The following is a 25,989-nucleotide window of genomic DNA, read 5'->3' as shown; positions in this document are numbered from 1 at the left end:
GTGAGTTTCGATTTGCCGCGCAACGTCATCCTGCCGGTCGATGCCATCGACGTCAGGCTCGATTCCGGCCCGCATCCGTTCGAGCGCGATCATGCCGACGCGATCGCGGCGAACTGGCGGCGTGAGACCGCGGCCAAGCCGGCGCTTTTCGACGGCACCGTGGTGCTGCTTTCCGCTCTCAGCTATCGCGACACTCGCCTAGTCGGCCGTTGCCATGCGGTGCGTTATTCGACCTTCATGCTTTGGCGCAGCAATCGACAGGTGCCTGGCGCCGAACATGCCTACGCGCACGCCATGCTGGTCGCCGGCGACAACGCGTTGGTGGCGATCCGTATGGCACCGCATACGGTCAATGCCGGGCGCGTCTACTTCGCCGCCGGTTCGTTCGAGCCAACCGATTTCCGCGACGGCATTGTTGACGTCGACTTCAACATGATCCGCGAGGTACTGGAGGAAACCGGGCTCGATCTATCAGGTGCGACACGCGGCAGGCGCCACTACGCCCTGTCGACGGCAACCGGCACGGTGATCTTTCGCCGCTACCGCGAGACGGCCTCCGCCGACGACCTGGCACAGCGGATCAGTGCATTCGTCGCCGCCGAATCAGAGCCTGAAATCGAAGGCCCTGTAATCATCCGCAATGCCGCCGATCTGCCGGACGGGCTGATGCCGCATATGAGACCGCTGATCGAATGGCACTTTGCGAGCGAGCAAGGTTTCCAACTCTAACGTCGTAGCCTACCTTCAATAGCCTTGCGGTCGTTGCGGGCGGCAACAAAATACAACAGCACGCCGAGACCCAGGAGCGCCCCCATCGCTGTTCCCATCGTCTGCCCAATTACCTGCTGGAAGTCAGCGGTGACGCGATCGGGATTCTCCATCCCATAAAGGATCAAATTCCACCAAAGCCCTGCCAAGGCGGCTTCGACGATCACAATCGCCAGAGCCAGTCGCGCTTTCTTGCTCATCCATTGTTCCCCCCTTAGTCCCCAACAGCATTGTTATCATTGCAGAATGTGCTGCGACAAGGGCAGGTTGCATAAAAAATTGGCAGCGTCTGGAGGCGACACTTGCTGCAATGCCTATTCATGCCTCAGCGCGTCGATCGGGTTAAGCCGCGCGCCGCGCAGCGCCGGGAAGAAGCCGAACACCATGCCGATCAGCGCGGAAAAGCCGACAGCAAGCAGGATGACCGCCGGGCTTGGCGCAAACGGGATCGTCAGCGTCAGCGAGGCGAGGCCGGCAAGGGCCAGGCCGATCAGGATGCCGATGATGCCGCCAAGCAGCGACAGCACGGTTGCCTCGACCAGGAACTGGATGAGGATGTGCTTTTCGTGGGCGCCGATGGCGAGCCTGATGCCGATCTCGCGCGTGCGCTCGGTTACCGACACCAGCATGATGTTCATAATGCCGATGCCGCCGACGAGCAGGCTGACGCCGGCGACGGCACCGAGCATGCCAGTCATGGTGGTGGTCGCGCTGGCCATGGCATCGGCGATCTGGGTCATGTCGCGGATCGAGAAATCATCGTCGCGGTCGGGCGTGATGCGGCGTGTGTCGCGCAAGATGTCCTCGACGCGCTGCTGCAGCACCGTGGTTGGCGTACGGTCGTCGGCGGCGACATAGATCGAATCGATGTCGCGATTGCCGGCAATGCGACGCTGATAGGCGGCGAGCGGCATCAGCACGACATTGTCCTGGTCCTGGCCGAAACCGGTATAGCCCTTCGGTTCGAGCAAGCCGATGATCTTGCAGGAAGTGCGGTTGACGCGGATGATCTCGCCTTCAGGGTCGCCGGCGCCGAAGAACTGCTGGCGCACCGTCTCACCGATGAGGCAGACGCCGGTGCCCGAGCGGGTTTCCGAATCGCTGAACGGGCGGCCCAAAACCAGCTTCCAGTCGCGGGCATCGAGATAGGCGCTGTCGGTTCCGGTGACGCCCGAGGTCAGGCTTTCGGTGCCGAAAATGACGCGCACCTGCTTTTGCGACGCCGGCGAGATGGCGCGCGAGCCGTCCAGATGCGCGGCAAGCGCGGTGAGATCCTTGTAGGCAAGAGGTCGGACGACCTGATCGAGCCCTCCAGGTCCGCCAGGCCCGGCCGGACGGCCGGAACGGATGACGAGCAGATTGCTGCCGAGCTTGGAAATGTCGGATTTGACCTTCTCGGTGGTGCCCGAGCCGATGGTCAGCATGGCGATGACGGCGGCGACGCCGATGACGATGCCGAGCAGCGTCAGGAACGAGCGCAGCACGTTGCGGCGGATGGAGCGGAGCGAGAGGCGAACGGTTTCCCAGATCATGGCTAGGCCATCTCGAGATTGGCTGTGTCCAAGGCGACATGGCCATCGAGGAAACGGATCGTGCGCTGCGCATAGCCGGCAACATCGGCTTCGTGCGTGACCATGGCGATAGTCAGCCCGAGCTCGCTGTTCAGCTGCATCAGGAGTTCCATGATCTCGTGCGTGCGTGCGGTGTCGAGATTGCCGGTCGGTTCGTCGGCGACGAGCAGCGTCGGCCTGGTGACGATGGCGCGGGCGATCGCCACGCGCTGCTGCTGGCCGCCGGACAGCTCGGCTGGCGTATGATGCTCGCGGCCGACAAGGCCGACCTCGGCAAGCGCCTGCATGGCAAGGCCGCGACGCTCGCGGGCACCAACGCCGCGGTAGATCAGCGGCAGTTCGACATTCTCCGCCGCCGTGGTGCGCGGCAAGAGGTTGTAGCCTTGGAAGACGAAGCCGACATAGAGGTTGCGCAGTACGGCGCGGCGATTGCGATCGAGACGGCCGGCGTCGATGCCTTCGAAGCTGTAGGTCCCAGCGGTCGGCGTGTCGAGGCAGCCAATGATGTTCATGGCCGTCGATTTGCCCGAACCGGACGGGCCCATAATGGCGACGAATTCGCCGCGCCTGATGGCGAGGTCGACGCCGGCCAGCGCATGCACCCGGGCTTCGCCCTGGCCATAGCTTTTCCAGACCTTGTCGAAGCCTATGAGGGTGGTCGCGCCCGATGCCACGATCAGCTCCGCTGCTGCGAGGCGGTAATGACTTGCGCGCCTTCCTCCAGGCCGGAGACGATCTCGGTCAGTTCTCCGTCTGTCGAGCCGACCCTGACGTTGACCGGATGCGGCCGCCCATTCTCCAGCACGTAGAGCGTGCGCGAGCCGTCGGTGGGCTTCGCCGCCGCCTGGTGCTGGCGGTTGCCGCCGGGGCGTCCCATGCGGCCGGTGAACAGGTCGGTGAGGCTCCAGCCGCGCTCCGCCGTCTGCGCCGGCCGGTAGCGGAAGGCGATCGATGGCACGGTGAGCACGTTCTTGGCCTGCTTGGTGACGACCGAGACGGTGGCTGTCATGCCGGGCCGCAACAGAAGCTCGCTATTGTCGACGTCGAGCCTTGCATCATAGGTAACGACACCGTCGGTGGTGACCGAGGCATAGGAAATGTCGCGGATTTCGGCGTCGAATGGCCGTTCGGGGAACGCGTCGACGGTGAAGCGCGCATGCTGGCCGGGTTTGACGGCGCCGATATCGGCCTCGTCGACCGCAGCCTTCAATTCCATGTTCTTCAAATCCGCGGCGATGACGAACAGCACCGGCGCCTGCAGCGAGGAGGCGACCGTCTGGCCGGGGTCGACCGAGCGCGTCAGTATGATGCCGTCGATCGGAGCGTAGATGGTACTCTTGGCAAGATCCGTCTGTTGCGCCTTGAGATCGGCATTGGCCATGTCGAGGTTGGCTTTGGCGATATCAAGCGCCGCCTTCGAGCGGTCGCGGGTGGCGGTTGCCGCTTCGAGCGACTGGTCCGTCGCCATGCCGCGCTTGGTCAGTTGCGCCGCGCGCACCAGCGCCTTTTCGTTTTCGGCCAGGGTCACGGTGGCGTCCTCGACGCTCGCCGCCGCTGCCTTGGCGGAGGCCTGGGCGCGCTCGATCTGCACCTCCAGCTTTGCGGTGTCGAGCGCGGCCAGCACATCGCCCTTCTTCACCAGCTGGTTCTCGTTGACCGAAACCGAGCGGACGACGCCGGAGAGTTCGCTGGAAATATCGACCTGGGTGAGAGGCTGCAGCGCGCCGGTAGCCGAAACGGCGACGGTAAGGTCGGCCATGGCGGCCAGTGTCGTGGTATACTCGATCTTGGCGGGCGAGCCCGCATACCACTGGTAGCCGACGACACTCGCGGCGACGGCAAGCAGTGCGAACACTGCGTAACCCCAACCGCGACGGCGTTTTGTCTTCAGGCCCTGGTGGTCGAGCCCGAGCGCCGTCTCGATGGCGGAAGCGGATTCCGTCTTTGGCAGATTGACAATCTGGTCCACGCCGGACCCCTATGTTCAGTGATATCCCATCGGTGCACAAATCAGGCCTTATGGTTCAAAATTCAAATTAAATTTCGCTCATGTTTGGAATGAGGCAGAGGACTTACTGAGATGCAGCCGCGGAATTACTTGCTTTACGACGTATTCACCACCAACCGGCTGGCCGGCAATCCGCTGGCCGTGGTGCTCGACTGTGATGGGCTGGACGTTGCGACGATGCAGGCGGTGGCGCGCGAGTTCAACCTGTCCGAAACCGTCTTCGTGCTGCCGCCGGACAACCCGAAGCACCGGGCCCGCATCCGTATCTTCACGCCCGATTATGAAATGCCGTTCGCCGGCCACCCAACCGTCGGCTCGGCGATAGCGCTCGCCGAAATTGCGGGAGAGGCCGCCGGCATCTTCGTGCTCGAGGAGAATATTGGCCCGGTGCGCTGCGCTGTCAGCAAGCACGACGGTTCGACCTTTGCCGAGTTCGACCTGGCGAAACTGCCGGCGCAGCTGGCATTGTCGGCCGATCCCGAGGCGATCGGCGCGGCCCTTGGCCTTGGGCCGCACGAGATCGGCTTCGAGAACCACCGCGTTTCGTTCTGGTCGGCGGGCGTGCCCTACGTGACCATCCCCGTCGCCAATCTGGAGGCGGCCGCCCGGATCAGGCTGGACAACCAGGCCTGGTCGGAGCTCGCACCACGCAAGAGCGAATGGGCCTTCGCCAGCCCCTATGTCTATTGCCGCGAGACGGTGCATCACGACAGCGCCTTCCATGTCCGCATGATGGTGCCCGGCAATCCGTCCTACGAAGACCCGGCGACCGGCTCAGCGGCGGCCGCCTTCGCCGGCGCGATCATGCATTTCGACGGCCCGACGGACGGCGTTTCACAACTGTGGATCGAGCAGGGGCTGGAGATGGGCCGGCCTTCGCGCATTCGCCTCGAACTGAATGTCGAAGGCGGCAAACTGGCGGCCGCCCGCATCGGCGGCCATGCGGTGAAGGTGGCTGAAGGCAGGCTTTTTGTTTGACGGGCGCGGCACTTCGGCGATTTGTCGGGAAATGAATCCCGCGGGGCTGGACATGGCGGATATCGGCGGCTATATGCCCGCCAACGCCGGTTTTGCCGGCCGAGTGGGTGCGTAGCTCAGTTGGTAGAGCAGCTGACTCTTAATCAGCGGGTCCACAGTTCAATCCTGTGCGCACCCACCAAATTTTTCAGAAAATTGGTGGAAAGACCTAGAAAGCGGGATGTTTCGCCGCTATCGGGTGGCCGCATTTATGCAGCCGCTATTGGATAGTCGGCCGCAGACAGCTGAGGATCGCCCGCACTATGGCCAAGACGCCGTCGACGGCATCGAAGTTTGTCCTGCTTTTACCGACGGTCCATTTAAGGTCGGGTGCTTCGGGCAAACGGAGGTTCCTGACAGACAAAACAGCCTGAAAGCATAAAGAGGTCTAGATGTCTCGGATCGCCTTCAGAATAGTAAGGAATTGGAAGAACAACCTTATGGGACCACCATATGCCAGCTTGAAGGTCATCGAGAATCTAATTTCGTGACCAAATATATCTTCGATAATTCCGCTAAAACTAAGGTCTCGGGCATCGTAGTGATGCCATTGCGTCGATAATCCCAAAGAATCCCAAGCCCTGAGGGTATGCGCTTTCAGTTCTTTGCGATTGGGGAATTTTGCCTCTTCAGGATCGTAGGGAAGGGGTGGATCGATGTAGTCTGTCTCGGTTCGCCAATCTTCCGCGGCGCTGCGAAGATCTTCAAAAATCTGAACGATTCTCGGGTCTGTCTGCTCGCCAGAAAAGATTGAGATTCGCCATTGAGAAATCATCTCGCATAGCTCTTCGACCGTATGGCCCGATCGCTCTGCCCAATCCTCGGTGGCGAGTATCCACGGCGAATTGTATTTCAGCCCGGCAAAAGCGCCGCTCTTGCTGTCGAAATCTCTGATGATCCGAGCAAGAATATCGCGAAGCCCCTGTTTGGGGTCTCCGAAGATCTGTGAGCGTTTGTTCATCAACGCGATCCGCGCTTGGCTCCGCCTTACTTCTCCGAGACCCCAGCCTCTGCAAAGCTTGCCATGCGGGCGTGGCATTCCAATGCCGAGCGGACGATGTTGACCGCGAGGCAGGCGCCGGAGCCTTCGCCGAGCCGCATGCCGAGGTCGAGCAAGGGCGGCAGGCCGAGTGCCTCCAGCAGCCGGCGATGGCCGGATTCAGCAGAGACGTGAGCGGCCAGTGTGTGAGCGAGGCCGGCAGAGTGCAATCTCGCCAAGGGTGCGGCGGCGGCGGTGCAGACGAAGCCGTCGAGCAATACCGGCACGCCGAGATGGCGCGCCGCCAGCGTCGCACCAAGGATCGCCGCGAGCTCGCGGCCGCCGAGGGCTGCCGCTACTTTCAGGGGGTCGGCTAGCGCCGGGGCGTGGCGCTTCAGGCCGGCCTCAATGGCGACGATCTTGCGCACGAGGCCGGCGTCGTCGACGCCGGTGCCACGCCCTGTCCATCGCTCCGCGCCGCCGCCGAACAGCGCGGTCGAGATGGCCGCCGCCGGCGTGGTGTTGCCGATGCCCATTTCGCCGAAGCAGACAAGGTCGAGTTCCCTGCTGATCGCGTCGTAGCCCGCGGAGACGGCGGCGAGGAAGGCCTCGTCGTCCATCGCCGGCTCTTGCGTGAAGTCGCCGGTCGGGCGGTCGAGGTCGAGCGGGATGACGTCGAGTTCGGCGCCGGCAATGCGGGCAAGCTGGTTGATGGCAGCACCCCCACCGGCGAAATTCGCCACCATCTGCACGGTGACCTCCGACGGGAAGGCCGACACGCCTTGCGCGGTGACGCCGTGGTTGCCGGCAAAGACGAAAACCTTGACGCGGTCGAGCTTTGGCATGTCGCGGCCCTGCCAGCGCGCCAGCCAGGCGGCTACTGTCTCCAGCCGGCCGAGGCTGCCTTGCGGCTTGGTCAGCATGTCCTGGCGCCGGGCGACGGCATTTGCGGCGGCATCGCTGCCAGTGGGCAGGTCGAGGCAGGCGGCGCGCAGTTCATCGAGCGATTTGAAAGGCATGGGGGCAAAATCTCCGAAACAGAGTCAGGAAAGGGAAACGGAAGCGACGAGCAGGATGGCGATCTCGCCCAGCTGCTGAAGGGCGCCGACGGTGTCGCCGGTCTGGCCGCCGACCTGGTTCAGGCAAAGCGCGCGGAAGGCGGCGAATAACAGACCGAGCAGGATGATCGCGAAAACGGCAGCGCCGAACCCAAGCGCCAGCAGCGCGACCGCACCGAGTACGGCACCGATGCCAGCTGTTTTAGCCGAGACGGTGCCCGCTTCGGCCGAAAGGCCGTCGCTGCGGGATGGCGGCAGCAGGTGCATGAAGGCGCCAAGCAGGCCGCGCGAAGCGGCATGCGCGGCAATGAGGGCCCAGAAGACATGAGCCGGGCCGGCGAATCCAGAGAGTACGCTCCAGCGGATCAGCAGCGAGATCGCTAGCGCGCAGGCGCCATAGGCGCCGATGCGGCTGTCGCGCATGATCTCCAGCTTTCTGTCGCGTGTCTTGCCGCCGCCAAAACCGTCGGCGACATCCGAAAGCCCGTCCTCATGCAGGCAGCCGGTGGCGAGCAGGATCGCGGCAAGGGTCAATGCGGCAGCGGGAGCCGTGGCAAGGCCGAGCCTTGTGCCCACGGCGTAGACCAGCCCACCGACAACAGCGACGGCGAGGCCGGCAACGGGTGCAGCCCAGATCGCAGCGGCAAGGCTGCGGCCACGGAAGTCGGCTCGCGGCAGCGGCAGCCGGGTAAAGAAGATGAGGCAAAGCGCGATATCATCGAGAATTTGCTGTTGCGAGGGGATCTGGAGGTTGAGCATGATTCTATTCCGAAAACCGGCTACCACTTTTCGGAATCATGCTCTCGCCCCTCGCAATGGCATGGAAGAACGTGCCGCTGACATTGCCGCGCCGGTAGCCGGAGGCGCCGAGCGGGTTGCCTTGTCCGTCGGCGAGGTCGGCCAGCGGCTCGTCATTGCCGGTCGCAATCATCTGCGCGTAGTGGAATTCATGGCCGCGGATCAGCGTGCCTTGGCCGCCGAGCGGACAGCCGGAGCGCAGCCGCGCCTCGCGGTAGCCGAGATTCATCTTGCGCTTGGCGAAGCTGGTCGAATGGCCGAGGAGGCCGAGCATCCGATGCGTCTCGCCCGACGCGTCCTCGAGCGCTTCGCCCAACACCATGAAGCCGCCGCACTCGCCATGCACCGGCCGCGTGGCGGCGAACCGCGCCATGCCGGCCCTGAAATTCGCCGCGGCCGCGAGGCGGCCGGCATGAAGCTCGGGATAGCCGCCGGGCAGCCAGCAGACATCGCAATCGTCGCCTGGCGCCTCATCGGTGAGCGGCGAGAACGGCACGATTTCGGCGCCGGCCTTGCGCCAATGCATGGCGACATGCGGATAGAGGAAGGTGAAGGCGGCGTCCTCGGCGAGTGCAATGCGCTGGCCGGGGGGAGGCAGCGCATCGCCGAAATTGCCCGGCGCGGGCGTGAATGGCGCCGCCAGCGCCATAATGGCGTCAAGGTCGAGCGAGCGCTCGACCATGTCGGCCAGCCGGTCGAGATGCGCCATCAGATTCTCATATTCGCCGGCCTGGACGAGGCCGAGATGGCGCTCGGGCAGGTTGAGCGAGGGATCGCGCAGGATGGCACCGACGACAGGCAGGCCGAGTGCCTCGATGGCATCGCCGCATAGCCGGCGGTGGCGCTCGCTGCCCAGCCGGTTGAGCACGACCCCGGCCATGCGCACATCCGGATCGTAAGTGGCAAAACCCTTGGCGACGGCCGCCACCGTGGTCGACTGTCCGGAGACGTCGAGCACCAGCAGCACCGGCAGGCTGTAAAGCCGGGCAAGGTCGGCAGCCGAGCCGGAACGGCCTGGAGCAGCAGGGATCCCGTCGAACAGGCCCATGGCGCTTTCGAGGAAGATGAAATCGGCATCTTCGGTCGCTTCGCCGGCCTGTGCGTTGAGCAGGGCGGGCGGCATTGCCCAGCTGTCGAGATTGACACCGGACAGGCCAGTGGCTGCGGTGTGGAAGCCAGGATCGATATAGTCCGGGCCGGATTTGGCGCCGCGCACCTTCAGGCCGCGCCGGGCGAGGGCGCGTAGAATGCCGATGGTGACGCTGGTCTTGCCCGAGCCCGAGCGCGGCGCGCCGATGATGATGGCGCGGGTCATGGCTCACCCGCCAGTGCCGCGCGCATCCCGACGATCCCGCCGACGACGATCAGCGCCGGCGAGGTCAAGCCGGCTGCGGCCGTTTCCTCGGCAATCGTCGCGAGCGTGGCGACGACGATACGCTCCTGCGGCGTCGTCGCGGCAACGATGGCCGCGGCGGGCGTCGAAGATGGCAGGCCGCCCTCGAGCAGCGAAACGGCGATCAGCGGCAGGTTGGCCATACCCATATAGATGACCACCGGCTGGCCGGTGCGAGCGATTGCCGCCCAGTCGAGATCATCATCGGTGCCGGCGGCATGGCCGGTCGCCAGGATCAGCGCCTTGTTGATGCCGCGCATGGTGCCGGGAATGCCGGTCGCGGCCAGCGCGCTGAGGCCGGACGTCAGGCCAGGCAGGATGCGGAACGGGATAGTTTCCCCGGCCAGCGCCAGCGCCTCTTCGCCGCCACGCCCGAAAATATAGGGGTCGCCGCCCTTCAGCCTGACGACGCGCCGGCCCGCGCGCGCCAGCCGGACCAGCAGAGCGGTGATGTCGTCCTGCTTCATCGACGGCTTGCCGCCGCGTTTGCCGGCATAGAACAGTTCCGCGCCCTCGGCGACGGCGACGACTTCTGGCGAGACCAGCGCGTCATAAACCAGCGCGTCGCACTGTCCGAGGGCGGCCAGCACTTCCAGCGTCAGGCAGCCGGGATCGCCAGGGCCGGCACCGGCCAGCCAGACATGACCGGGCTCCAGCTGGCGCGGCTTGAAGTTGAGCCGGGTGAGCGCCTGCTCGACCGTAGTGTTTCTATTGCTGCCGCTCACAATCCGTCCCGTCCGCGAAAGCGCCGCTGGTAGTGCGCGTCATACAGTGAACTTTCGCCAAAGCCCTCGGCCGCCAGCGAGCGGCCGACGAAGATGATTGCCGTGCGTTCCATCGGATCGGCGGCCAATTGCGCCTCGATGGTGGCCAGCGTGCCGGTCAGCACGCGCTCGTCCGGCCAGGAGGCTCGGAAGACGACCGCGACCGGGCAGTCGGCGCCGTAATGCGGCGTCAGCTCGGCGACGACGCGGTCGATGGCGTGGATGGCAAGGTGGATGGCCAGCGTGGCGCCGGTGCGGCCGAAGCCGGCCAGCGTTTCGCCGGGCGGCATTTTCGAGGCGCGGCCGGAGATGCGGGTCAGCACCAGGCTTTGCGCGACTTCTGGAATGGTCAGCTCGCGGCGCAGCGCTGCCGCCGCAGCGGCGAAGGACGGCACGCCCGGCGTCAGCGTATAAGGAATGCCGTGCTTTTCCAGCCGGCGGATCTGCTCGGCAACGGCGCTCCAGACCGACAGATCACCGGAATGCAGGCGGGCGACATCATGGCCGGCCGCGTGGGCGGCCAGATATTCGGCCTCGATCTCGTCGAGCGACATCGGCGCGGTGTCGATCAACCTCGTTCCGGGCGCGCAGTGCTGCAACAGCTCCGGCGCGACGATCGATCCGGCATAGAGGCAGACGGGACAACTGCCGAGCAGGCGGCTGCCGCGCAAGGTGATGAGGTCGGCAGCACCCGGGCCGGCACCGATGAAGTGAACGGTCATGCCGCCTCTCCGCTGATGGCGATGGCGCAAGTGACAGCACCGAGCACGGTGCGCGGCCCGAGCAGTTTTGCGCCTTTGCCGGCGGCGGCAAGCGCCGAGGCTTCGGAAACCGACGGCGTGCCGGCATGCTCCTGCGATAGGTCGGAAAGGCTGGTCGTAGATGCGGCTTTGAGTTCATCCTGCTCGACGACGATCACCGGAAGGCGGAGTTCGCGTCCGGCGGCGAAGATTGCCGCTTCATCCTGCTTGAGAGACGCGGTCGCGAGGGCTGAAAGCGCGGGCAGGGCAAGCCCGTGCGCTTCCAGGGCGGTTTCTACCGCGGCAAGCACGTCGCGCGCGCTGACGCCTGTGCGGCTGCCGATGCCCGCGACCATCATGGCTTCACCCAGCTCCATTGGGTAACCGGCATGGCCGGCCGCCACGCCTGCATCGAACCGACCGGCGAAGCAGGGGATACAGCGATGCGGGTGAGCTGGCCGCCGAGCGCGGCGTGACGGGAAAGCAGCAGCGCCTCCATCTCCAGGGTCACCGCATTGGCGACGAGGCGGCCGCCGGCAGGCAAGGCATCGATGGCTCCCTCCAGCACGCCGGCATCGCTGCCGCCGCCGCCGATAAAGATCGCCGCCGGCGTCTCCAGCCCGGCAAGAGCTTGCGGTGCCGAACCTTCGACGACGGTGAGACCGGGAACGCCGCAAGCCGCGGCGTTGCGTCGGATGCGCGCGGCGCGGGCCGGATCGGCCTCGACGGCAATGGCGCGCATGGAGGGATGGGCCAGCATCCATTCGATGCCAATGGAGCCCGATCCGGCGCCGATGTCCCACAGCAGTTCGCCGCGTCTTGGCGCGAGAGCGGACAGGGTGACGGCGCGCACTTCGCGCTTGGTGATCTGGCCGTCATGCTCGAACAAATGATCGGCTAGTCCCGGTGTCAGCGGCAGGATGCGTGCTTGCGAAGTCGATTCAACTTCGATCGCGAGCACGTTGAGCGAGTTGATCTTTTCGAGGTCGAAAGTGCCGGCGCTCGCCGAGCGCAGGCTTTCGTTCGGCCCACCCAGCGCCTCCAGCACCATCAACCGCGAAGCGCCGAAGCCAAGTTCGGTCATGAGACGGGCAATCGCTCCCGGTGCATCGCTGTCCGAGGTCAGCGCGAGAATGCGGGTGCAAGGATGCAGCAACGGCCGGATCAGGTCGAGCGAGCGGCCATGCAGCGAAATGGTCTCGACGTCCTGCAGCGCCCAGCCCAGGCGTGAGGCGGCCAGCGAAAAGGCCGAGGGCGCGGGGATCACCCGCATACCCTCTGCCGCGACCTTGCGGGCGAGGGTGACGCCGACACCGTGGTAGAGGGGATCGCCGGAGGCCAGCACGCAGACGCGTCTGCCGGAGAGCGCCAGCACGTCGCGCATCTCGGCATCGAAAGGTGTCGGCCAGGCGCGCGCTTCACCTTTGGCGAGCGACGCGACGAGGGCAAGGTGGCGCTTGCCGCCGAAGACGAATTCGGCCTCCGCGATCAACCGCTTGGCCTCGTCGCCGAGACCCGCTACACCGTCCTCGCCGATGCCGATGATCGTGAGCCACTTTGAGGTGAGCTTGGCGCCGCGCGGAGCTTCAGCAGGCATGACGACCCACCGCATTCTGATCCTCGGCGGAACCACGGAAGCCCGGCAAATGGCCGGAAAGCTGGCCGCGCGCGCGGATATTTCGGTCATGCTGTCGCTGGCCGGCCGCACCGAAAACCCGGCCGCGCAGGGGGTGCCGGTGCGGGTCGGCGGCTTCGGCGGTGCCGGCGGGCTGGCGGCGTATCTCCGCCAGAACAAGATCGACCTGCTGATCGACGCCACGCATCCCTATGCGGCGCGAATCTCTGCCAATGCGGCGGAAGCAGCGCGCATGACCGGCGTGCCTATCGTTGCGCTCAGGCGTCCCGGATGGGAGGCGGTCGAAGGTGATCGCTGGATGTTGGTCGACACCGTTGCCAGCGCGGTGACGGCTCTGGGATCGGTGCCGCGCCGCGTGTTCCTGGCGCTCGGGCGACAGGAGGTCGCTGCCTTCAAGACCGCTCCCCAGCATCATTATCTCATCCGCAGTGTCGACCCGGTCGAGCCCAGGCTCGCTGTGCCCGATGCGACCTATCTCTTGGCGCGCGGGCCGTTTCGGGAAGTCGACGAACATGCACTGCTTCTGCAACACCACATCGAAGTCGTTGTTTCCAAAAACAGCGGCGGCGAGGCGACCTACGGCAAGATCGCGGCGGCGCGAGCGCTGGGAATCGAGGTGGTGATGATCCGCAGGCCGGCGCTGCCGGACGTCACGTCGGCTGAGACCGTCGAATCTCTTGCCGCGATGGTCGATCATTTTCTGGTCGGTCATGTTCTTGGGCCCGCTGCCGAACGCGGCGTGTAGACCAGCGCGGCCTTGTCACCCCGCTTGATGATCCTGGTTTCCGGCGAGCCGATGATGATGCAGGTCGACATGTCGGCCTTCGCGGCATCGGCGTCGGCCAGCAGAAAAACCTCGATGCGCTCGTCGGGACGGCCGGCGGCACGGCCGAAGATCACCGGCGTGGTGCCGGGCAGGATCGCAGCAAGGCATTCGAAGGCGCGGCCTAGCTGCCATGGGCGCGCCTTGCTGATCGGGTTGTAGAGCGCGATTACGAAGCCAGCGCCGGCTGCCGCCAGCAGGCGTAGCTCGATCAGATCCCACGGCTTCAGATTGTCGGACAGGGAGATGGCGCAGAAATCATGGCCGAGCGGCGCGCCGATGCGGGCGGCGACGGCGAGCATGGCGGTGATACCGGGCACGATAGCGATGTCGACCGCGCGCCATTCGGGCGGGCCCGCCTCGATCGCCTCGCAGACGGCCGCGGCCATGGCGAAGACGCCGGGATCGCCGCCCGACACGACGGCGACATCGTGGCCTTCCACAGCCTTCAGCAGCGCGTCCCTGGAGCGCGCGAGTTCCTCGCGATTGTCGGAAGCGACGCGAATCTGGTCGGGGCGCAGATCGAGCCGGTCGAGATAGGGTTTATAGCCGTAGAAGAATTTTGCCTCGGCAACGGCGCGGCTTGCCTCCGGCGTCACCTGGTCGGCGTTGCCGGGCCCGAGGCCGATGACAGTGAGGCGGCCGCTCATGCTTCGGCTTTCAATGCGCTTGGCCGGCCCGACCAGCCTGCCACCAGCACGATGGCGAAATAAGGCGCCTGGTCGTCCTTTTTATCGGCCAGCCGCATCGAGACGCCGCCCGGCATGGTGCCGCGCTCGACATAGATGGCCCGCGCCAGCTTGTCGGTGGCCTCCAGTGCGCGCCTGATCTTGGGCAGGTTGCGGCCGACCTTCATGATCACCGCAGCGTCGGTATCGGCGAGGCGACGCGTCAGCTCGAATTCGCTCATGGTGCCCGGCAGCACCGTCAGCACGTCGTCGCCCTGGACGATCGGCAGGCCGGTCGCCGACCAGCAGCCGGACATGGCGGTGACGCCGGGAATGACTTCGCTCGGAAAGCGGTGCGCCAGCCGGACATGAAGATGCATATAGGAGCCGTAGAAAAGCGGATCGCCCTCCGAGAGCACCGCGACCATCCTGCCGGCGCTGAGGTGCTCGGCGACCTTTTCGGCCGACTGCTCGTAGAAATCCGTTATCTGCGACCGGTAATCGCTGTGGTCCTTGTCGATTTCGGTCGTCACCGGATAGAGCAGCGGCAGTTCGATCAGATCAGGGCGAAAATGCGCGCCGACAATGGCGCGGGCGTTGCTGTTGTTGCCGCGCTTGGCGAAATGCGCGACGACATCGGCCGCGGCCAGCGCGCGCACTGCCTTCAGCGTCAAGAGTTCCGGGTCGCCGGGTCCGGTGCCGACGCCGACAAGCCTGCCTTTTGCAATCGCATTCATAGGCCCGGCCTCGCCAATGCATTGAGTGCGGCGGCGGTCATGGCGCTGCCGCCCAGCCGGCCGCGCACGATGGCGTAAGGCACGCCATAGGAATTTTCGGCCAGCGCATCCTTCGATTCGGCGGCACCGACAAACCCGACCGGCATGCCGATGATCGCCGCCGGCTTCGGCGCGCCGTCGCGCAGCTTTTCCAGCAGATAGAAAAGGGCTGTCGGCGCATTGCCGATGGCGACGACCGAACCGGCCATGCGCTCGCCCCACAGGTCGATCGCGGCGGCCGAGCGGGTGTTGCCGATCTTTTTCGCGATGTCGGCGGTCCGCGGATCGCGCAGCGTGCAGATCACCTCATTGCCGGCCGGCAGCCGGGCGCGCGTGACGCCATGCGAGACCATCTGCGCATCGCAGAAGATCGGCGCGCCGGCCGCCAGCGCCGTGCGCGCGGCGGCGACGAAATCGCTCGAGAAAACGAAGTGCCTGCAAGCATCGACCTGGCCGCAGGCGTGGATCATGCGGATAGCGATTTCGGCCTCGCCTTCGGAAAAGCGCGAAAGGTCGGCCTCGGCGCGGATAATGGCGAAGGAGCGCTCGTAGATCGCCGTGCCATCATGGATGTAGTCGTAGGCGTTCTGGGCGGGCATGCTCATTCCTGTCGGTAGATTTCGGTGATGCCGGCCGCGCCGAGCCTTGCCAGGCAGGCGGCAGCAGTCTCGCCGGAATGTCGTGCGCTGCGGATCGCCGCTGCAACGCGGCCGATGCCGTGCGCGGCGTCGTAGCCCGGCCTGTATCCGGCGGGCAATGCCTTTGCCGTCCCGTCCACGACAAGTCCGGCTCCGTTTTCGCCACCGACCAGGGTCAGCGCCGCCGGACCGGGATGGGCACAGCCCTTGGCGCAGCCGGAGATGTGCAGCGTCAGCGAGGAATCAAGGATGTCGCGGTTTTCTGTAGCGATGATCTCGGCGATGTCGCGGGTGGCGATCCGGCCGGAGGCGCAGGCGGGTGCGCCGGGGCAGGTGGCGATCCTGGTGCGCGGATCGGCTCCGTCGGTGACAAAGCCGAGGGCTGCGGCGGTTTTCTGGAGTGAAAGACATGCGGCTGGGGAGAGGCCAAGCAAAAGCAGCGCGCGACCCGGCGCCAGGCGGATTTCGGTGGTGCCGAGGGTGAGGGCGTATTGGGTGAGATTGATAAGTTTTTGCGCTGGTATGCTGCCGAACGGCAGACCGATGCCGAGGGAGGTACTGCCGGCTGCCAGATCGAAAACTCCGATGGGCCGGCGATCCTTCGCGCCCCCCTCTGTCCTGCCGGACATCTCCCCCTCTAGGGGGGAGATTGCGCCTTCGTCTCCGATTTCGCCAATCGCCGAAGGTGCTGGGGGGAAGCCGCCGGCGAAGCTGCCGATCTCCCCCCTTGTGGGGGAGATGTCCGGCAGGACAGAGGGGGGCGCGACGGATCGCCAACTTGCGAGAGATCTCAGCTGCCTCGCCGTCAAATCCCGCGCATGGGCATCGCGGCCCTTTTCGGCAACCATCCTGAGAATGGCGACGGCGATGTCACAAGCCGCATCTTCCTCGGACATCGCCAGCGGCGTGGCACCCTGCGCATCTCCGGCGAGCGATACCCGCCACTTAATTCCGTCGGCGGCCCGCACCCCGACCAGCCTGACATCGGCCGTAACCGCATCCATCGTCAGTTGCCCGCGGCCGTCAACAATCACCGACACCTTCGGGCCAAGGCGTTGCGTAACACCGGCGTCCTCAATTGCCGCCCGAATCCGCTGCGCCATTGGGCGCGGGTCGGCTATCTCCTCCTGGTCGAGCCCGGCCAGCGGGCCGGTCTCGACCGGCACGCCGGTGCGCACCGCGATGCCGAGCACATCGACCTCCATCGCCAGCAGCCGCGCGCTTGCCGGCGTCAGGCCGCGGATCTGCAGGCTGCCGCGGGCGGTCACTTCCATGATACCGTTGCCATGGCGCAAGGCGGATTCGCAGAGTCCGATCAACGATTTCGGCAACAGTCCTCCAGCGACCGGATTGAGCCGCACCAGCAGCCCGTCGCCGGTCTGCATCGGCGCGGACAAGGCAGGGCAGGCGCCACGGCGCGAGAAAGCGTTCATGCCGCCACTCCCAGAGCTTGCGCTTCGGCAATCAGTGCGGTGAGATCGTCATCGATCGAATTGCGCAGCGGATGCCAGAGCCCGCGCCGCCGTGCCGACAGCAAACGCTCGGCAATCACCTTTGCCGCCGCCGGGTTCTCGCGCAGGATGAAGGCGCGCACCACGGGGTCGCCAAGATAGGCGTCGTGCATCGCCTCGATCAGCGTGCCCGATATGGCATGGGTAGTCTCAGCAAAGCCGACCAGCCGGTCGACCGTCTCGGCGAATTCCGAGGCGCCGCGCGGGCCATGACGCATCTGGCCGGCGATGAAGCGCGGGTTGACCGCGCGTGCCCGCACGACGCGCGACACGGCCTCCCTCATCGAGCGCGGCTTCGGTCTTTGCGGGTCCGTGGTGTCGAGCACGATCACGTCGGCGTTCTTGCCGAGCGCGGCAAGCGCTGCCGAAAAGCCGCCGATGAAGGCGACGTCGGCCGAGCCTTCGAGGATGTCGCGGCCGGGGTCGTCGCCGGTATGAACCAGAAGGTCGGCCTCGGCGAGGCGGCCCTCAAAAGCGCCGGGCGCCGAAATGCCTTCGCCCTCGGAGCCGCCATAGGCGTGCGAGGTGGCGGCGAGATACGTGCGGCCGATCTCTTCGCGCGCGGCCCAGTCGCCGCTCGACAACAAGTCCTCGATGCCCGCGCCGTAAGTGCCCGGCGAGGTGCCGAAAATGCGCGGGCTGATCTTGCCGTCGATGCGGGTCCTAGCGGCGAGCGGGTTTTCCGAATCGTCCTCGTCGCGGGTCGCCACCGCGTTGGCCGCGGCGTCGATCAGCGCGATCTGGGTCGGGAACATGTCGCGGAACAGGCCCGATATGCGCCAGGTGACATCGATGCGCGGACGGCCGAGTGTTGCCGGCGGCAGCACGTCTATGCCGGTAATGCGGCCGGTGGCGGAATCCCATTGCGGCCGGCAGCCCATCAGCGCCAGTCCTTGCGCGATCTCCTCACCGCCGGTGCGCAGCGAGGCCGAGCCCCACAGGTCGATGACCAGCGAGCGCGGCCAGTCGCCATGCGATTGCATGTAGCTGCGGACCACTTCTTCCGCTGCCATCTTGCCCAGATCATAGGCGGTCGGCGTCGGCATGGTACGCGGGTCGGCGGTAAACAAATTACGGCCGGTCGGCAGCACATCGCTCCGGCCACGCGCCGGCGCACCGGCCGGACCGGCAGCGACGTGGCGGCCGTCGAGGGCGGCAAGCAGCGCGGTTTTTTCAGCTGCCGCGCTTTGCCGCCACAACGGATCAGCCTCGCCTTCCGGCGAGCGGCCGTAAATGTGCAGGCCGTCCTTGATGGCGAAATCCTTGAGATCGCAGAGCCAGGCGTCGATGCGGCGCAAAGCCTCGTCGGCCGCATCGGTCCTGGCGACGCCTGCCTCTGAGGCGAGGCCGGTCTTTTCCGCCGTCTCGACGATCAGCTTCGCCAGGCGGTCGCGGCGGCGGCGGTCGAGCCCGTCGGCCTGGGCATATTCGTCAACCAGTCGTTCAAGCCTGTGCTGGTTTTCGTCCAGCCCGGCGCCGGTCAGCGGCGGCGGCAGATGGCCGAGCGTGACGGCGGCAATGCGCCGCTTGGCCTGCGCTGCCTCTCCCGGGTTGGAGACGATGAAGGGATAGATGACGGGCAGGGGACCGGTGACTATCTCGGGAAAGCAGTGTTCGCTGAGCGCCACGGTCTTGCCGGGCAGCCACTCCAGCGTGCCATGGGCGCCGACATGGACAATTGCATGGATGCCGAGCGACTTGCGCAGCCAGAGCCCAAAGGCGACCAGCGCATGGCGCGGCGGCAGCGTCGGGTCGTGATAGTCGGCGCGGCGGTCGGCTGAGCGCCCGCGGTCAGGGGCGAGTGCCACGGTGACGTTGCCGAAGATGGCTGTGCGGAAGGCGAATTGTTTTTCGCTGACCAGCAGCGAAGGTTGGCGTTCTGTCGCGCCCCCCTCTGTCCTGCCGGACATCTCCCCCTCAAGGGGGGAGATTGCGCTGTTGTCTCTACTTTCGCCAATTACCGAGGGCCTTAAGGGAGAGCCGGTGGCGGAACTGCCAATCTCCCCCCTTGAGGGGGAGATGTCCGGCAGGACAGAGGGGGGTGCCTCGCACAAACCTGTCTCATCTTCTGGATTTCCCCATGCGGCTTCCACCGCAGCGATGGCCGACGGCGGCAATTCCGTCGAGAAGGTCAAATACTCCTTCAATGCCAGCCCATGGCCGCCCTTTTCCAGCGTCTCCAGCAACTCGCGCGGCGTTTGCGGAATGCTTTCAACGGCGTAGCCCTGTTCGCTGAGGTCGTGCAGCATTGCCAGGACGCTGGACGGCACGTCGAGACCAACCGCGTAGCCGGTGCGACCGGGGGCGCTCGGATAGTCGGGGATCAGGATGGCGAGCTTGCGCTCCGCACGCGGCGTCCGCTGCAGGCGCACGAAGGCCTCGACACGGTTCGCCACTTGCGCCACGCGGTCGGGCTCAGGCCGGTTGGCGAAGGCGCGGAAGGCCAGCGCCGGGTCGGTTTCGCTTTCGCCCTTGAATGAAATGGCGCCGGCCAGGATGCGGCCGTCGAGCTCGGGCAGGACGACATGCATGGCAAGGTCGGCGGGCGTCAGGCCGCGCTGATTGGTTTGCCAGATGTCGCGGCGGGTGGTTGCGACGATGACCTGGAACACCGGCACGCCGGCGCGGTCGAACAGGGTTTCAACGCCGGGCTCGGCACCCGAGGCGAAAGCTGTGGCGGTGATGATGGCGGCAGGCTTCAAGGTTGCGAGCGCGGTTGCGACAAAGGCGAGCGACGCCGGGTCCTTGAGGCTGGAGACGAACATAGGCACGGGAGCCATGCCGCGGTGGCGCAGGGCTTCGAAAAGCGCGTCGATGGGCGCGACATCGGCCGCGAGCAGCATCGAACGGTAGAAGAGAATTGGCACGACGTCCCCCTCACCCTCGAGGGGACCCGCAGGGCCGGGTGGGGTCGTCACGGCAGTGCGCGACGTTTCGTGCAGGCGCGCTTCGGAGAGGACCCCACCCCCGGCCTGCGGCCTGACCCTCCCCCCGAGGGGGAGGGGGACGCCGCGTTCTACGACCCCCAGTCCCGGCTCGTAAAATCCCGCCTTTGGCACACTGACAGGTTCGGCTACCGCCGCACCCGATCCAGCGAGACTTGCCAGCCTCTGCACCAGCGCCGTCATATTTGCCGGCCCGCCCTCGCGGAAATAGCCAAGCAGGCCGTCCAACTCCTCGCGCGGCAGCGTCGAGCCTTCGATCAGCCGCAAATCCTCGTCGTGGCTCTCGCCCGGCAGCAGCGCCAGCTTGATATCGCGATTTCGCGCGATAACGGCGAGCTGGTCGCAGCCATAGCGCCACCAGTCATAGCCGCCGAGGATGCGGACCAGAATGACCTTGGCGTGGCGGGCGACGCTGTCGATCCACAGGTCGACGGACATCGGATGGCGCAGGTCGCGCAAGGCGGCGAGCCGCATCGACGGCAGGCGGTGCGCATCTGCCTTCCACGCCGCCGCCAGCCCGGCTAGGTCGCTGTCGGTGAAGGACAGCGCCACGACATCCGCAGGCGTTTGCCTGAGATCGACAGGCTCGGCGAGATCGTCGAGCGAGGCGGATGTGGTGGTGAGGATGTGCATCGCGGCTCGTACCTGGGATCAGCCGGCGAGGATACGCTCGATGGCCGGGCGGTTCAGCCCTTTCAGGCCGATGACGACGAGGCGCGAGCGGCGGTCGTCTTCAGCGGTCCAGGCGCGGTCGTAATAGTGGTTGACGCGCGGACCGACGGCCTGCAGCAGGAGCCGCATCGGCTTGCCGCCGACTTCGACGAAACCCTTGACGCGCAACACGTTTTCTTCCTCCGCCGCCGTGGCGACGCGTTGTGCGAGCTCGTCCGGGTTGGACACAGATGCGATGTCGATGACGAACGAGTCAAAATCGTCATGTTCGTGGTCGAGCTCGTCGTCGTGGTGGGTCTTGCGGTTCTCGATGTCGTCCTCGACGGCGAGGCCGAGGCCGAGCAGCACCGAAGGGTCGACCTTGCCTTGCGAAGTCGGTACGATCTTCACCGCCCGCGCAACGTGCTTGCCGATGACGGCATTGGCACGGGCCGAGCCGGCTGCGTCCATCAGGTCGCTCTTCGATAGGATGATCAGGTCGGCGCAGGCGAGCTGGTCTTCGAACACTTCCTCGACCGGATCGTCATGGTCGAGCGTCTCGTCCTGCGCCCGCTGCGCCTGCAGGGCGTCCATGTCGTTGGCTACGCGGCCATCAGCCAGCGCCGGTCCGTCGACCACGGCAATGACGCCGTCCACCGTCACGCGGCTTTTCACCGACGGCCACTGGAAGGCCTGGACCAGCGGCTTGGGCAAAGCGAGGCCGGATGTCTCGACCAGGATGTGGTCGACCCTCGGCGTCAGCGACAGGATCTGGTCCAGCGCCGGGACGAAATCATCGGCGACGGTGCAGCAGATGCAACCATTGGCCAGCTCGACGATGTTTTCCTCGGGGCAGGTGTCGATGCCGCAGCCCTTCAGGATCTCGCCGTCGATGCCGATGTCGCCGAACTCGTTGACGATGATGGCCAGGCGCTTGCCTTTGGCGTTTTCGAGCAAATGGCGGATCAACGTCGTCTTGCCGGCGCCGAGAAAGCCGGTGACCACGGTGCAGGGAACGCGCGAAAGGGAGGCAGCGGTCATGTCAGGTCCTTCAAAAGGTCAAGGGGAGGGATGCGGGCAACCAGGCCGCGCTTCAGGCAATCGGGACGGCCGCGCCATGGAATGAGCCCATCCGTCGAGGTGGCGAACAGCTTTGCCCCGGTGACGAGATCGGCGCCGCTGGTCGTGGTCAGATCACCGAAGACGTAACTCCAGCAGCCGTCGCGCAGCATGGCCGCGCTGAGCCGGCGCTTGCAATTGCCGAGGCATTCGACGGTGCGGATTTTGATGTTTTCGCTGGAAGCAGCGCGGCGCGTGTCCTCTGCGAGCAGTTCGCCGGCGCGCGGATGAGCGTCCGAACCGGTCTCGTCACGGCAGGACGAGCAGACGATGACGGTAACGCCGGCCGGGGAATCATCATGGCCGGACAATAAATCCGCTGTCTCAGCCGGAAAACTGCTGTCGCGTTCCAAATCAGGCTCCTTGCCCGGAAAACCCGCCAGGCGATCGGATTCTTAGGTCCTAGACGGCAGGTCTCCTGGCTCGCGGGTCATCGCCTGGGTGCCGCCTTCCCGGGAATATCCCAGTGGTTTTCGGCCTTGGCTCGTCGCTTACAGTTGCGGGGACAGCCGCGGATTTGAAATCGAGATTTCGCACCGCATTCCCTCTTGGCCCCTGCCGTTGCGGGCAGGGGACCGTCTGGAACGGATTTAGGCTTGTGGAGGCAGTTGTGTCAACGCACGTCTATGGCGCGGCGATATCCGCGAGCGGCCGGCCCAAATCGCCGGCAGCGGTCACCTCGATGCGTTCCAGGCCGAGCCAGCCCTGCATCTGCCTCAATTCCTTGAAGAGTTCGGCAGCGGTTTGTGGCGGGGCGCCGGGCTCCGCATAGGCGGCATGGACGCGCAATACGCCGGCCGGACGGTCGGCCCTGAGGTCAACGCGCCCGACGATGCTGTCGCCGAGCAGGAATGGCAGCACATAATAGCCATACCGGCGCTTTTCGGCCGGCGTGTAGATCTCGATGCGGTAGTGGAAGTTGAACAACCGCTCGGTGCGCGACCGCTCGAAGACGACAGGATCGAACGGCGCGAGCAAGGCGCGCGCCTCGATCCTGCGCGGCAAACGGGCGTCCTTGTGGAGATAGGCTGTTTTGTTCCAGCCGTCGACGCTCACCGGCAACAGCTCGCCGGCCTCGACCAGCTCCTCGATGCGGCCCTTGATGTCGGCGGGCGAGAGGCGGAAATAGTCGCGCAGGTCGCCTGCCGTGGCGATGCCGTGGGCGCGGGCCGAGATGCGCAGCAATTCGCGGTGAGCGTCTTCGGGGGAGGGCGTTGGCAGACTCAGTATTGTTGGCGGCAGCACGCGCTCCGGCAGATCGTAGAACCGTTCGAAGCCGCGGCGATGCGCCGTGGTGATGCGGCCGGCCCAGAACAGCCATTCGAAGGCGTGCTTGGCATGGCTCCAGCCCCACCAGCCGCCCGAACCCTTCTGCCCTTCGAAAGCCGACGCCGCGATCGGGCCTCGTTCGGCGACCTCACGATAGATGTCTTCGATATAGGCGGCGTGCTCGCGGCCCCATTTGGCCAGTCCGCTGTACATTTCGTCGCCGCACTCGGCCCGCTGCATGCGCCAGCGCATCAGCGGATAGGTCTCGACCGGCAAGAAGGAGGCTTCGTGCGCCCAATATTCGAAGACCATGCGCTTGCGCGTTACGGCGGCGTCGTCGAGCAGCGCCAGCTTGTAGGGGCCAAGCCGCGAATAGAGCGGCATATAGTGGGCGCGCACCACGGCGCTGACGGAATCGATCTGCAGCAGGCCGGTACGGGCAAGCACGCGGGCCAGATGCCGGCGGTCAGGCGTGCCGGTGGGGCGCGGGTCATTGAATCCCTGTGCCGCGAGCGCAATGCGGCGGGCCATGGCGAGCGAGATTTTTTCCTTCATGAAGGCGGCATCCGGACGATTTTAGACAGAGAAAATGACCTGCGATTCCGTGCCATGCTAACAGGGTTTTGGCGGCATCCATGTCAGGAGAGAAAAGTGGAGTAAAAAGTGAAGGAAATCAAACAGGAGCGGATCGGACCAGTTTTCCCGGATATGCCGTCCAGCACCGCGATTTGAACAAGGTTTGACTTGCTTCGCCGAAAGCGCTGCGCTAACCCTCGCCGCGTTGCAGCATAGAGCCCCCTTAAAACGGTTCAGTGGTTAAACTGTCACGCTTCCGCAAGTGGGTCCGGTGCTGTAATCAGAGTGGATTGGCCGCCAACGGAAACTGCAGCATGAACGCACTTTTAGGTTCGTACCTGCCCATCGTCCTGTTCATCGGCGTGGCGCTGATCGTCGGGCTGGCGCTGCTCGCCGCACCGTTCCTGGTGGCCTACCGCAACCCCGATCCGGAAAAGCTTTCCGCCTACGAGTGCGGCTTCAACTCGTTCGACGACGCCCGCATGAAGTTCGATATCCGCTTCTACCTGGTGTCGATCCTGTTCATCATCTTCGATCTGGAGGTGGCCTTCCTGTTTCCGTGGGCGGTGTCGTTCAGCCAGATCGGCATGCTCGGTTTCTGGTCGATGATGGTGTTTTTGGCGGTGTTGACCATCGGCTTTGCCTATGAATGGAAAAAAGGAGCGCTGGAATGGGATTGAACGACAGTTCCGGTACGCTCGTCGCGCCGAAGCCCAAGGGCCTCATCGATCCCAACACCGGCAGGCCGGTCGGGTCCGACGATCCATTCTTCCTGGAGATCAACAACGAGCTCGCCGACAAGGGCTTTCTCGTCACCTCGACCGAGGCGCTGATCACCTGGGCGCGCAGCGGCTCGCTGATGTTCATGACGTTTGGCCTCGCCTGCTGCGCCGTCGAGATGATCCATACGTCGATGCCGCGCTATGACTCGGAGAGGTTCGGTGTCGCGCCGCGCGCGTCCCCGCGCCAGTCCGACATCATGATCGTCGCCGGCACGCTGACCAACAAGATGGCGCCGGCGCTGCGCAAGGTCTACGATCAGATGCCGGAGCCGCGCTACGTCATCTCGATGGGCTCTTGCGCCAATGGCGGCGGCTATTATCATTATTCCTATTCGGTGGTGCGCGGCTGCGACCGCATCGTGCCGGTCGACATCTACGTGCCCGGCTGTCCGCCGAGCGCCGAAGCGCTGCTCTACGGCATCCTTCTGCTGCAGAAGAAGATCCGCCGCACCGGCACGATCGAGCGGTGAGCGGCATGACCCAGGCGTTGAATGACCTCTCGACCTATCTCGGCGAGAAGCTGATCGGCCGGATCGGCGCGGCGGTGCTCGCCTATGGCGAACTCACTATCTCGGTCGAGCCGCGCGACCTGATCGAGGTGGTGACCTTCCTGCGCGACGACCCGAAATGCCAGTTCATTTCGATCATCGACGTTTGCGGCGCCGATTATCCGTCACGGGCAAAGCGCTTCGACGTCGTCTATCACCTGCTGTCGCCGAAGCAGAATATCCGCATCCGGCTCAAGGTCCAGGCCGACGAAGAGACGCTCGTGCCGTCGATCACCGGGATATATCCCGGCGCCGACTGGTTCGAGCGCGAGACCTACGATCTCTACGGCGTGCTGTTTTCGGGCCATCCCGATCTGCGGCGGATCCTGACCGACTACGGCTTTGAAGGCCATCCGCTGCGCAAGGACTTTCCGCTGACCGGCTTCGTCGAGGTGCGTTACGACGACGAAGCCAAGCGCGTCATCTACGAGCCGGTGGAGCTCAAGCAGGAATTCCGCAATTTCGATTTTCTGTCTCCGTGGGAAGGTACGGATTACGTGCTTCCGGGGGATGAGAAGGCGAAACAGTGAGTAGTGAAATAGTGAGTAGTCGGTAGGAAAGAATTGGAGCAACGGATCGAATCTTATCGTGACCTGAAGGTGTGGCAATCGGCGATGCTACTCGCTGAAGATTGTTACCGCATCACCAAAGGGTTTCCGAGAGAGGAGATCTACGGCATGACCTCTCAAATGCGCCGATCGGCGGTGTCGATCGCAGCCAATATCGCGGAGGGGTACGGTCGGGAGAACAGAGGTTCGTTCGTTCAATTTTTGCGCATGGCGCAAGGTTCGTTGAAGGAACTGGAAACGCACATACTACTGGCATGCCGGGTTGGCCTGCTACGAAATGACAACGAGATTGAGCTGCTGCTGCGATGCGAAGAGATTGGAAAAATGACGAGATCTCTTATCCGAACGGTGCAGGCCAAGCAGGCGGAATGAAGCAGGCATT

Annotated in this window: 27 protein-coding genes, 1 tRNA gene and 1 riboswitch; of the genes, 8 read left to right on the top strand and 20 right to left on the bottom strand. The window is 65.1% G+C overall.

Annotation, left to right across the window (positions count from 1 at the left end; all coding sequences use genetic code 11):
* Positions 1 to 729 (top strand): hypothetical protein, encoded by a 729-nt coding sequence (locus tag NKI08_RS10370; RefSeq protein WP_352470207.1) that lies wholly within the window; start codon positions 1 to 3, stop codon positions 727 to 729.
* On the opposite strand, the gene NKI08_RS10365 is transcribed toward NKI08_RS10370, so the two are convergent.
* The 4 genes from NKI08_RS10365 to NKI08_RS10350 all read right to left on the bottom strand — a co-directional run bounded on the left by NKI08_RS10365 (position 726) and on the right by NKI08_RS10350 (position 4,308).
* Complete coding sequence (locus tag NKI08_RS10365) at positions 726 to 968, bottom strand: hypothetical protein (protein ID WP_023720771.1); 243 nt, start codon at positions 966 to 968, stop codon at positions 726 to 728. The two genes, NKI08_RS10370 and NKI08_RS10365, sit on opposite strands and share 4 nt — an antisense overlap.
* 114 nt (positions 969 to 1,082) lie before the next feature.
* On the bottom strand, positions 1,083 to 2,300 hold the full coding sequence (locus NKI08_RS10360) for an ABC transporter permease (protein ID WP_352470208.1): 1,218 nt from the start codon (positions 2,298 to 2,300) through the stop codon (positions 1,083 to 1,085).
* Positions 2,301 to 2,302: 2 nt separating this feature from the next.
* Positions 2,303 to 3,013, bottom strand: coding sequence for an ABC transporter ATP-binding protein (locus NKI08_RS10355; RefSeq protein WP_352470209.1), 711 nt, complete (start codon positions 3,011 to 3,013; stop codon positions 2,303 to 2,305).
* A gap of 2 nt (positions 3,014 to 3,015) precedes the next feature.
* Complete coding sequence (locus NKI08_RS10350) at positions 3,016 to 4,308, bottom strand: efflux RND transporter periplasmic adaptor subunit (protein ID WP_352768886.1); 1,293 nt, start codon at positions 4,306 to 4,308, stop codon at positions 3,016 to 3,018.
* A 111-nt stretch (positions 4,309 to 4,419) separates the two neighbouring features.
* Between NKI08_RS10350 and NKI08_RS10345 the strand changes: the two genes are divergently transcribed.
* Both NKI08_RS10345 and NKI08_RS10340 read left to right on the top strand, forming a co-directional pair.
* Positions 4,420 to 5,325, top strand: a complete 906-nt coding sequence (locus NKI08_RS10345) for a PhzF family phenazine biosynthesis protein (protein WP_352681705.1) — start codon at positions 4,420 to 4,422, stop codon at positions 5,323 to 5,325.
* 105 nt (positions 5,326 to 5,430) lie between these two features.
* A tRNA-Lys gene (locus tag NKI08_RS10340) sits at positions 5,431 to 5,506 on the top strand.
* A 246-nt stretch (positions 5,507 to 5,752) separates the two neighbouring features.
* Here the strand turns inward: NKI08_RS10340 and NKI08_RS10335 are convergent.
* Genes NKI08_RS10335 through cbiE form a run of 8 tightly spaced genes read right to left on the bottom strand, consistent with a single transcriptional unit; the run spans position 5,753 to position 12,693 of the window.
* Positions 5,753 to 6,325 carry a hypothetical protein gene (locus tag NKI08_RS10335; protein WP_352768882.1) on the bottom strand — a complete coding sequence of 191 codons (573 nt, stop codon included), beginning with the start codon at positions 6,323 to 6,325 and terminating at the stop codon, positions 5,753 to 5,755.
* A 26-nt stretch (positions 6,326 to 6,351) separates the two neighbouring features.
* A complete protein-coding gene (cobT, locus tag NKI08_RS10330) occupies positions 6,352 to 7,362 on the bottom strand; it encodes a nicotinate-nucleotide--dimethylbenzimidazole phosphoribosyltransferase (protein ID WP_352768879.1) in 1,011 nt (336 codons plus the stop codon).
* Between the two features lie 24 nt (positions 7,363 to 7,386).
* Positions 7,387 to 8,160, bottom strand: coding sequence for an adenosylcobinamide-GDP ribazoletransferase (cobS, locus tag NKI08_RS10325; RefSeq protein ID WP_352768876.1), 774 nt, complete (start codon positions 8,158 to 8,160; stop codon positions 7,387 to 7,389).
* A gap of 4 nt (positions 8,161 to 8,164) precedes the next feature.
* Complete coding sequence (locus NKI08_RS10320) at positions 8,165 to 9,514, bottom strand: cobyrinic acid a,c-diamide synthase CobB (RefSeq protein WP_352768873.1); 1,350 nt, start codon at positions 9,512 to 9,514, stop codon at positions 8,165 to 8,167.
* Positions 9,511 to 10,317, bottom strand: a complete 807-nt coding sequence (cobA, locus tag NKI08_RS10315) for a uroporphyrinogen-III C-methyltransferase (RefSeq protein WP_352768870.1) — start codon at positions 10,315 to 10,317, stop codon at positions 9,511 to 9,513. Before cobA ends, NKI08_RS10320 begins: the two co-directional genes overlap by 4 nt.
* Entirely contained in the window at positions 10,314 to 11,078 is a 765-nt protein-coding gene (gene cobM / locus NKI08_RS10310; protein ID WP_352768867.1) for a precorrin-4 C(11)-methyltransferase, read from the bottom strand. Before cobM ends, cobA begins: the two co-directional genes overlap by 4 nt.
* Positions 11,075 to 11,455 carry a cobalamin biosynthesis protein gene (locus tag NKI08_RS10305; protein ID WP_352769190.1) on the bottom strand — a complete coding sequence of 127 codons (381 nt, stop codon included), beginning with the start codon at positions 11,453 to 11,455 and terminating at the stop codon, positions 11,075 to 11,077. Before NKI08_RS10305 ends, cobM begins: the two co-directional genes overlap by 4 nt.
* The gene (cbiE, locus tag NKI08_RS10300; protein ID WP_352768864.1) at positions 11,452 to 12,693 is read right to left on the bottom strand and encodes a precorrin-6y C5,15-methyltransferase (decarboxylating) subunit CbiE; all 1,242 of its coding nucleotides are present in this window, start codon (positions 12,691 to 12,693) and stop codon (positions 11,452 to 11,454) included. Before cbiE ends, NKI08_RS10305 begins: the two co-directional genes overlap by 4 nt.
* On the opposite strand from cbiE, the gene NKI08_RS10295 reads away from it, so the two are divergent.
* Positions 12,692 to 13,477 carry a cobalt-precorrin-6A reductase gene (locus NKI08_RS10295; protein ID WP_352768861.1) on the top strand — a complete coding sequence of 262 codons (786 nt, stop codon included), beginning with the start codon at positions 12,692 to 12,694 and terminating at the stop codon, positions 13,475 to 13,477. The two genes, cbiE and NKI08_RS10295, sit on opposite strands and share 2 nt — an antisense overlap.
* Here NKI08_RS10295 and NKI08_RS10290 read toward each other — a convergent pair.
* From NKI08_RS10290 to NKI08_RS10255, 8 genes are all read right to left on the bottom strand, one after another.
* On the bottom strand, positions 13,441 to 14,205 hold the full coding sequence (locus NKI08_RS10290; protein WP_352539607.1) for a precorrin-3B C(17)-methyltransferase: 765 nt from the start codon (positions 14,203 to 14,205) through the stop codon (positions 13,441 to 13,443). The genes NKI08_RS10295 and NKI08_RS10290 overlap by 37 nt on opposite strands.
* A complete protein-coding gene (locus NKI08_RS10285; protein WP_352768857.1) occupies positions 14,202 to 14,960 on the bottom strand; it encodes a precorrin-2 C(20)-methyltransferase in 759 nt (252 codons plus the stop codon). Before NKI08_RS10285 ends, NKI08_RS10290 begins: the two co-directional genes overlap by 4 nt.
* Positions 14,957 to 15,604: a precorrin-8X methylmutase gene (locus NKI08_RS10280; RefSeq protein WP_502899582.1), complete on the bottom strand. Its 648-nt coding sequence runs from the start codon at positions 15,602 to 15,604 to the stop codon at positions 14,957 to 14,959. The genes NKI08_RS10285 and NKI08_RS10280 overlap by 4 nt, the downstream gene beginning before the upstream one ends.
* The gene (gene cobG / locus NKI08_RS10275; RefSeq protein ID WP_352768851.1) at positions 15,601 to 17,070 is read right to left on the bottom strand and encodes a precorrin-3B synthase; all 1,470 of its coding nucleotides are present in this window, start codon (positions 17,068 to 17,070) and stop codon (positions 15,601 to 15,603) included. Before cobG ends, NKI08_RS10280 begins: the two co-directional genes overlap by 4 nt.
* On the bottom strand, positions 17,067 to 20,726 hold the full coding sequence (locus NKI08_RS10270; RefSeq protein ID WP_352768848.1) for a cobaltochelatase subunit CobN: 3,660 nt from the start codon (positions 20,724 to 20,726) through the stop codon (positions 17,067 to 17,069). Before NKI08_RS10270 ends, cobG begins: the two co-directional genes overlap by 4 nt.
* A gap of 18 nt (positions 20,727 to 20,744) precedes the next feature.
* Positions 20,745 to 21,785: a cobalamin biosynthesis protein CobW gene (cobW, locus tag NKI08_RS10265; RefSeq protein WP_352768845.1), complete on the bottom strand. Its 1,041-nt coding sequence runs from the start codon at positions 21,783 to 21,785 to the stop codon at positions 20,745 to 20,747.
* Positions 21,782 to 22,216 (bottom strand): DUF1636 family protein, encoded by a 435-nt coding sequence (locus NKI08_RS10260; RefSeq protein WP_352768842.1) that lies wholly within the window; start codon positions 22,214 to 22,216, stop codon positions 21,782 to 21,784. The genes cobW and NKI08_RS10260 overlap by 4 nt, the downstream gene beginning before the upstream one ends.
* Before the next feature lie 38 nt (positions 22,217 to 22,254).
* A riboswitch (cobalamin riboswitch) is annotated at positions 22,255 to 22,458 on the bottom strand.
* Between the two features lie 29 nt (positions 22,459 to 22,487).
* A complete protein-coding gene (locus NKI08_RS10255) occupies positions 22,488 to 23,687 on the bottom strand; it encodes a winged helix-turn-helix domain-containing protein (RefSeq protein ID WP_352768839.1) in 1,200 nt (399 codons plus the stop codon).
* Between the two features lie 335 nt (positions 23,688 to 24,022).
* Between NKI08_RS10255 and NKI08_RS10250 the strand changes: the two genes are divergently transcribed.
* From NKI08_RS10250 to NKI08_RS10235, 4 genes are read left to right on the top strand one after another with little or no spacing between them, the layout of a single operon-like run.
* Positions 24,023 to 24,388: an NADH-quinone oxidoreductase subunit A gene (locus NKI08_RS10250; protein WP_023676631.1), complete on the top strand. Its 366-nt coding sequence runs from the start codon at positions 24,023 to 24,025 to the stop codon at positions 24,386 to 24,388.
* A complete protein-coding gene (locus tag NKI08_RS10245; protein WP_023670824.1) occupies positions 24,379 to 24,960 on the top strand; it encodes a NuoB/complex I 20 kDa subunit family protein in 582 nt (193 codons plus the stop codon). The genes NKI08_RS10250 and NKI08_RS10245 overlap by 10 nt, the downstream gene beginning before the upstream one ends.
* Positions 24,961 to 24,965: 5 nt before the next feature.
* On the top strand, positions 24,966 to 25,568 hold the full coding sequence (locus NKI08_RS10240; protein ID WP_352470230.1) for an NADH-quinone oxidoreductase subunit C: 603 nt from the start codon (positions 24,966 to 24,968) through the stop codon (positions 25,566 to 25,568).
* A gap of 33 nt (positions 25,569 to 25,601) precedes the next feature.
* On the top strand, positions 25,602 to 25,979 hold the full coding sequence (locus tag NKI08_RS10235) for a four helix bundle protein (RefSeq protein WP_352768834.1): 378 nt from the start codon (positions 25,602 to 25,604) through the stop codon (positions 25,977 to 25,979).
* Positions 25,980 to 25,989: the final 10 nt, after the last annotated feature.

It is taken from the genome of Mesorhizobium sp. M0768, from assembly GCF_040320195.1.
Taxonomy (GTDB): Bacteria; Pseudomonadota; Alphaproteobacteria; order Rhizobiales; family Rhizobiaceae; genus Mesorhizobium.
This window is presented reverse-complemented; position numbering and strand designations above follow the sequence as displayed.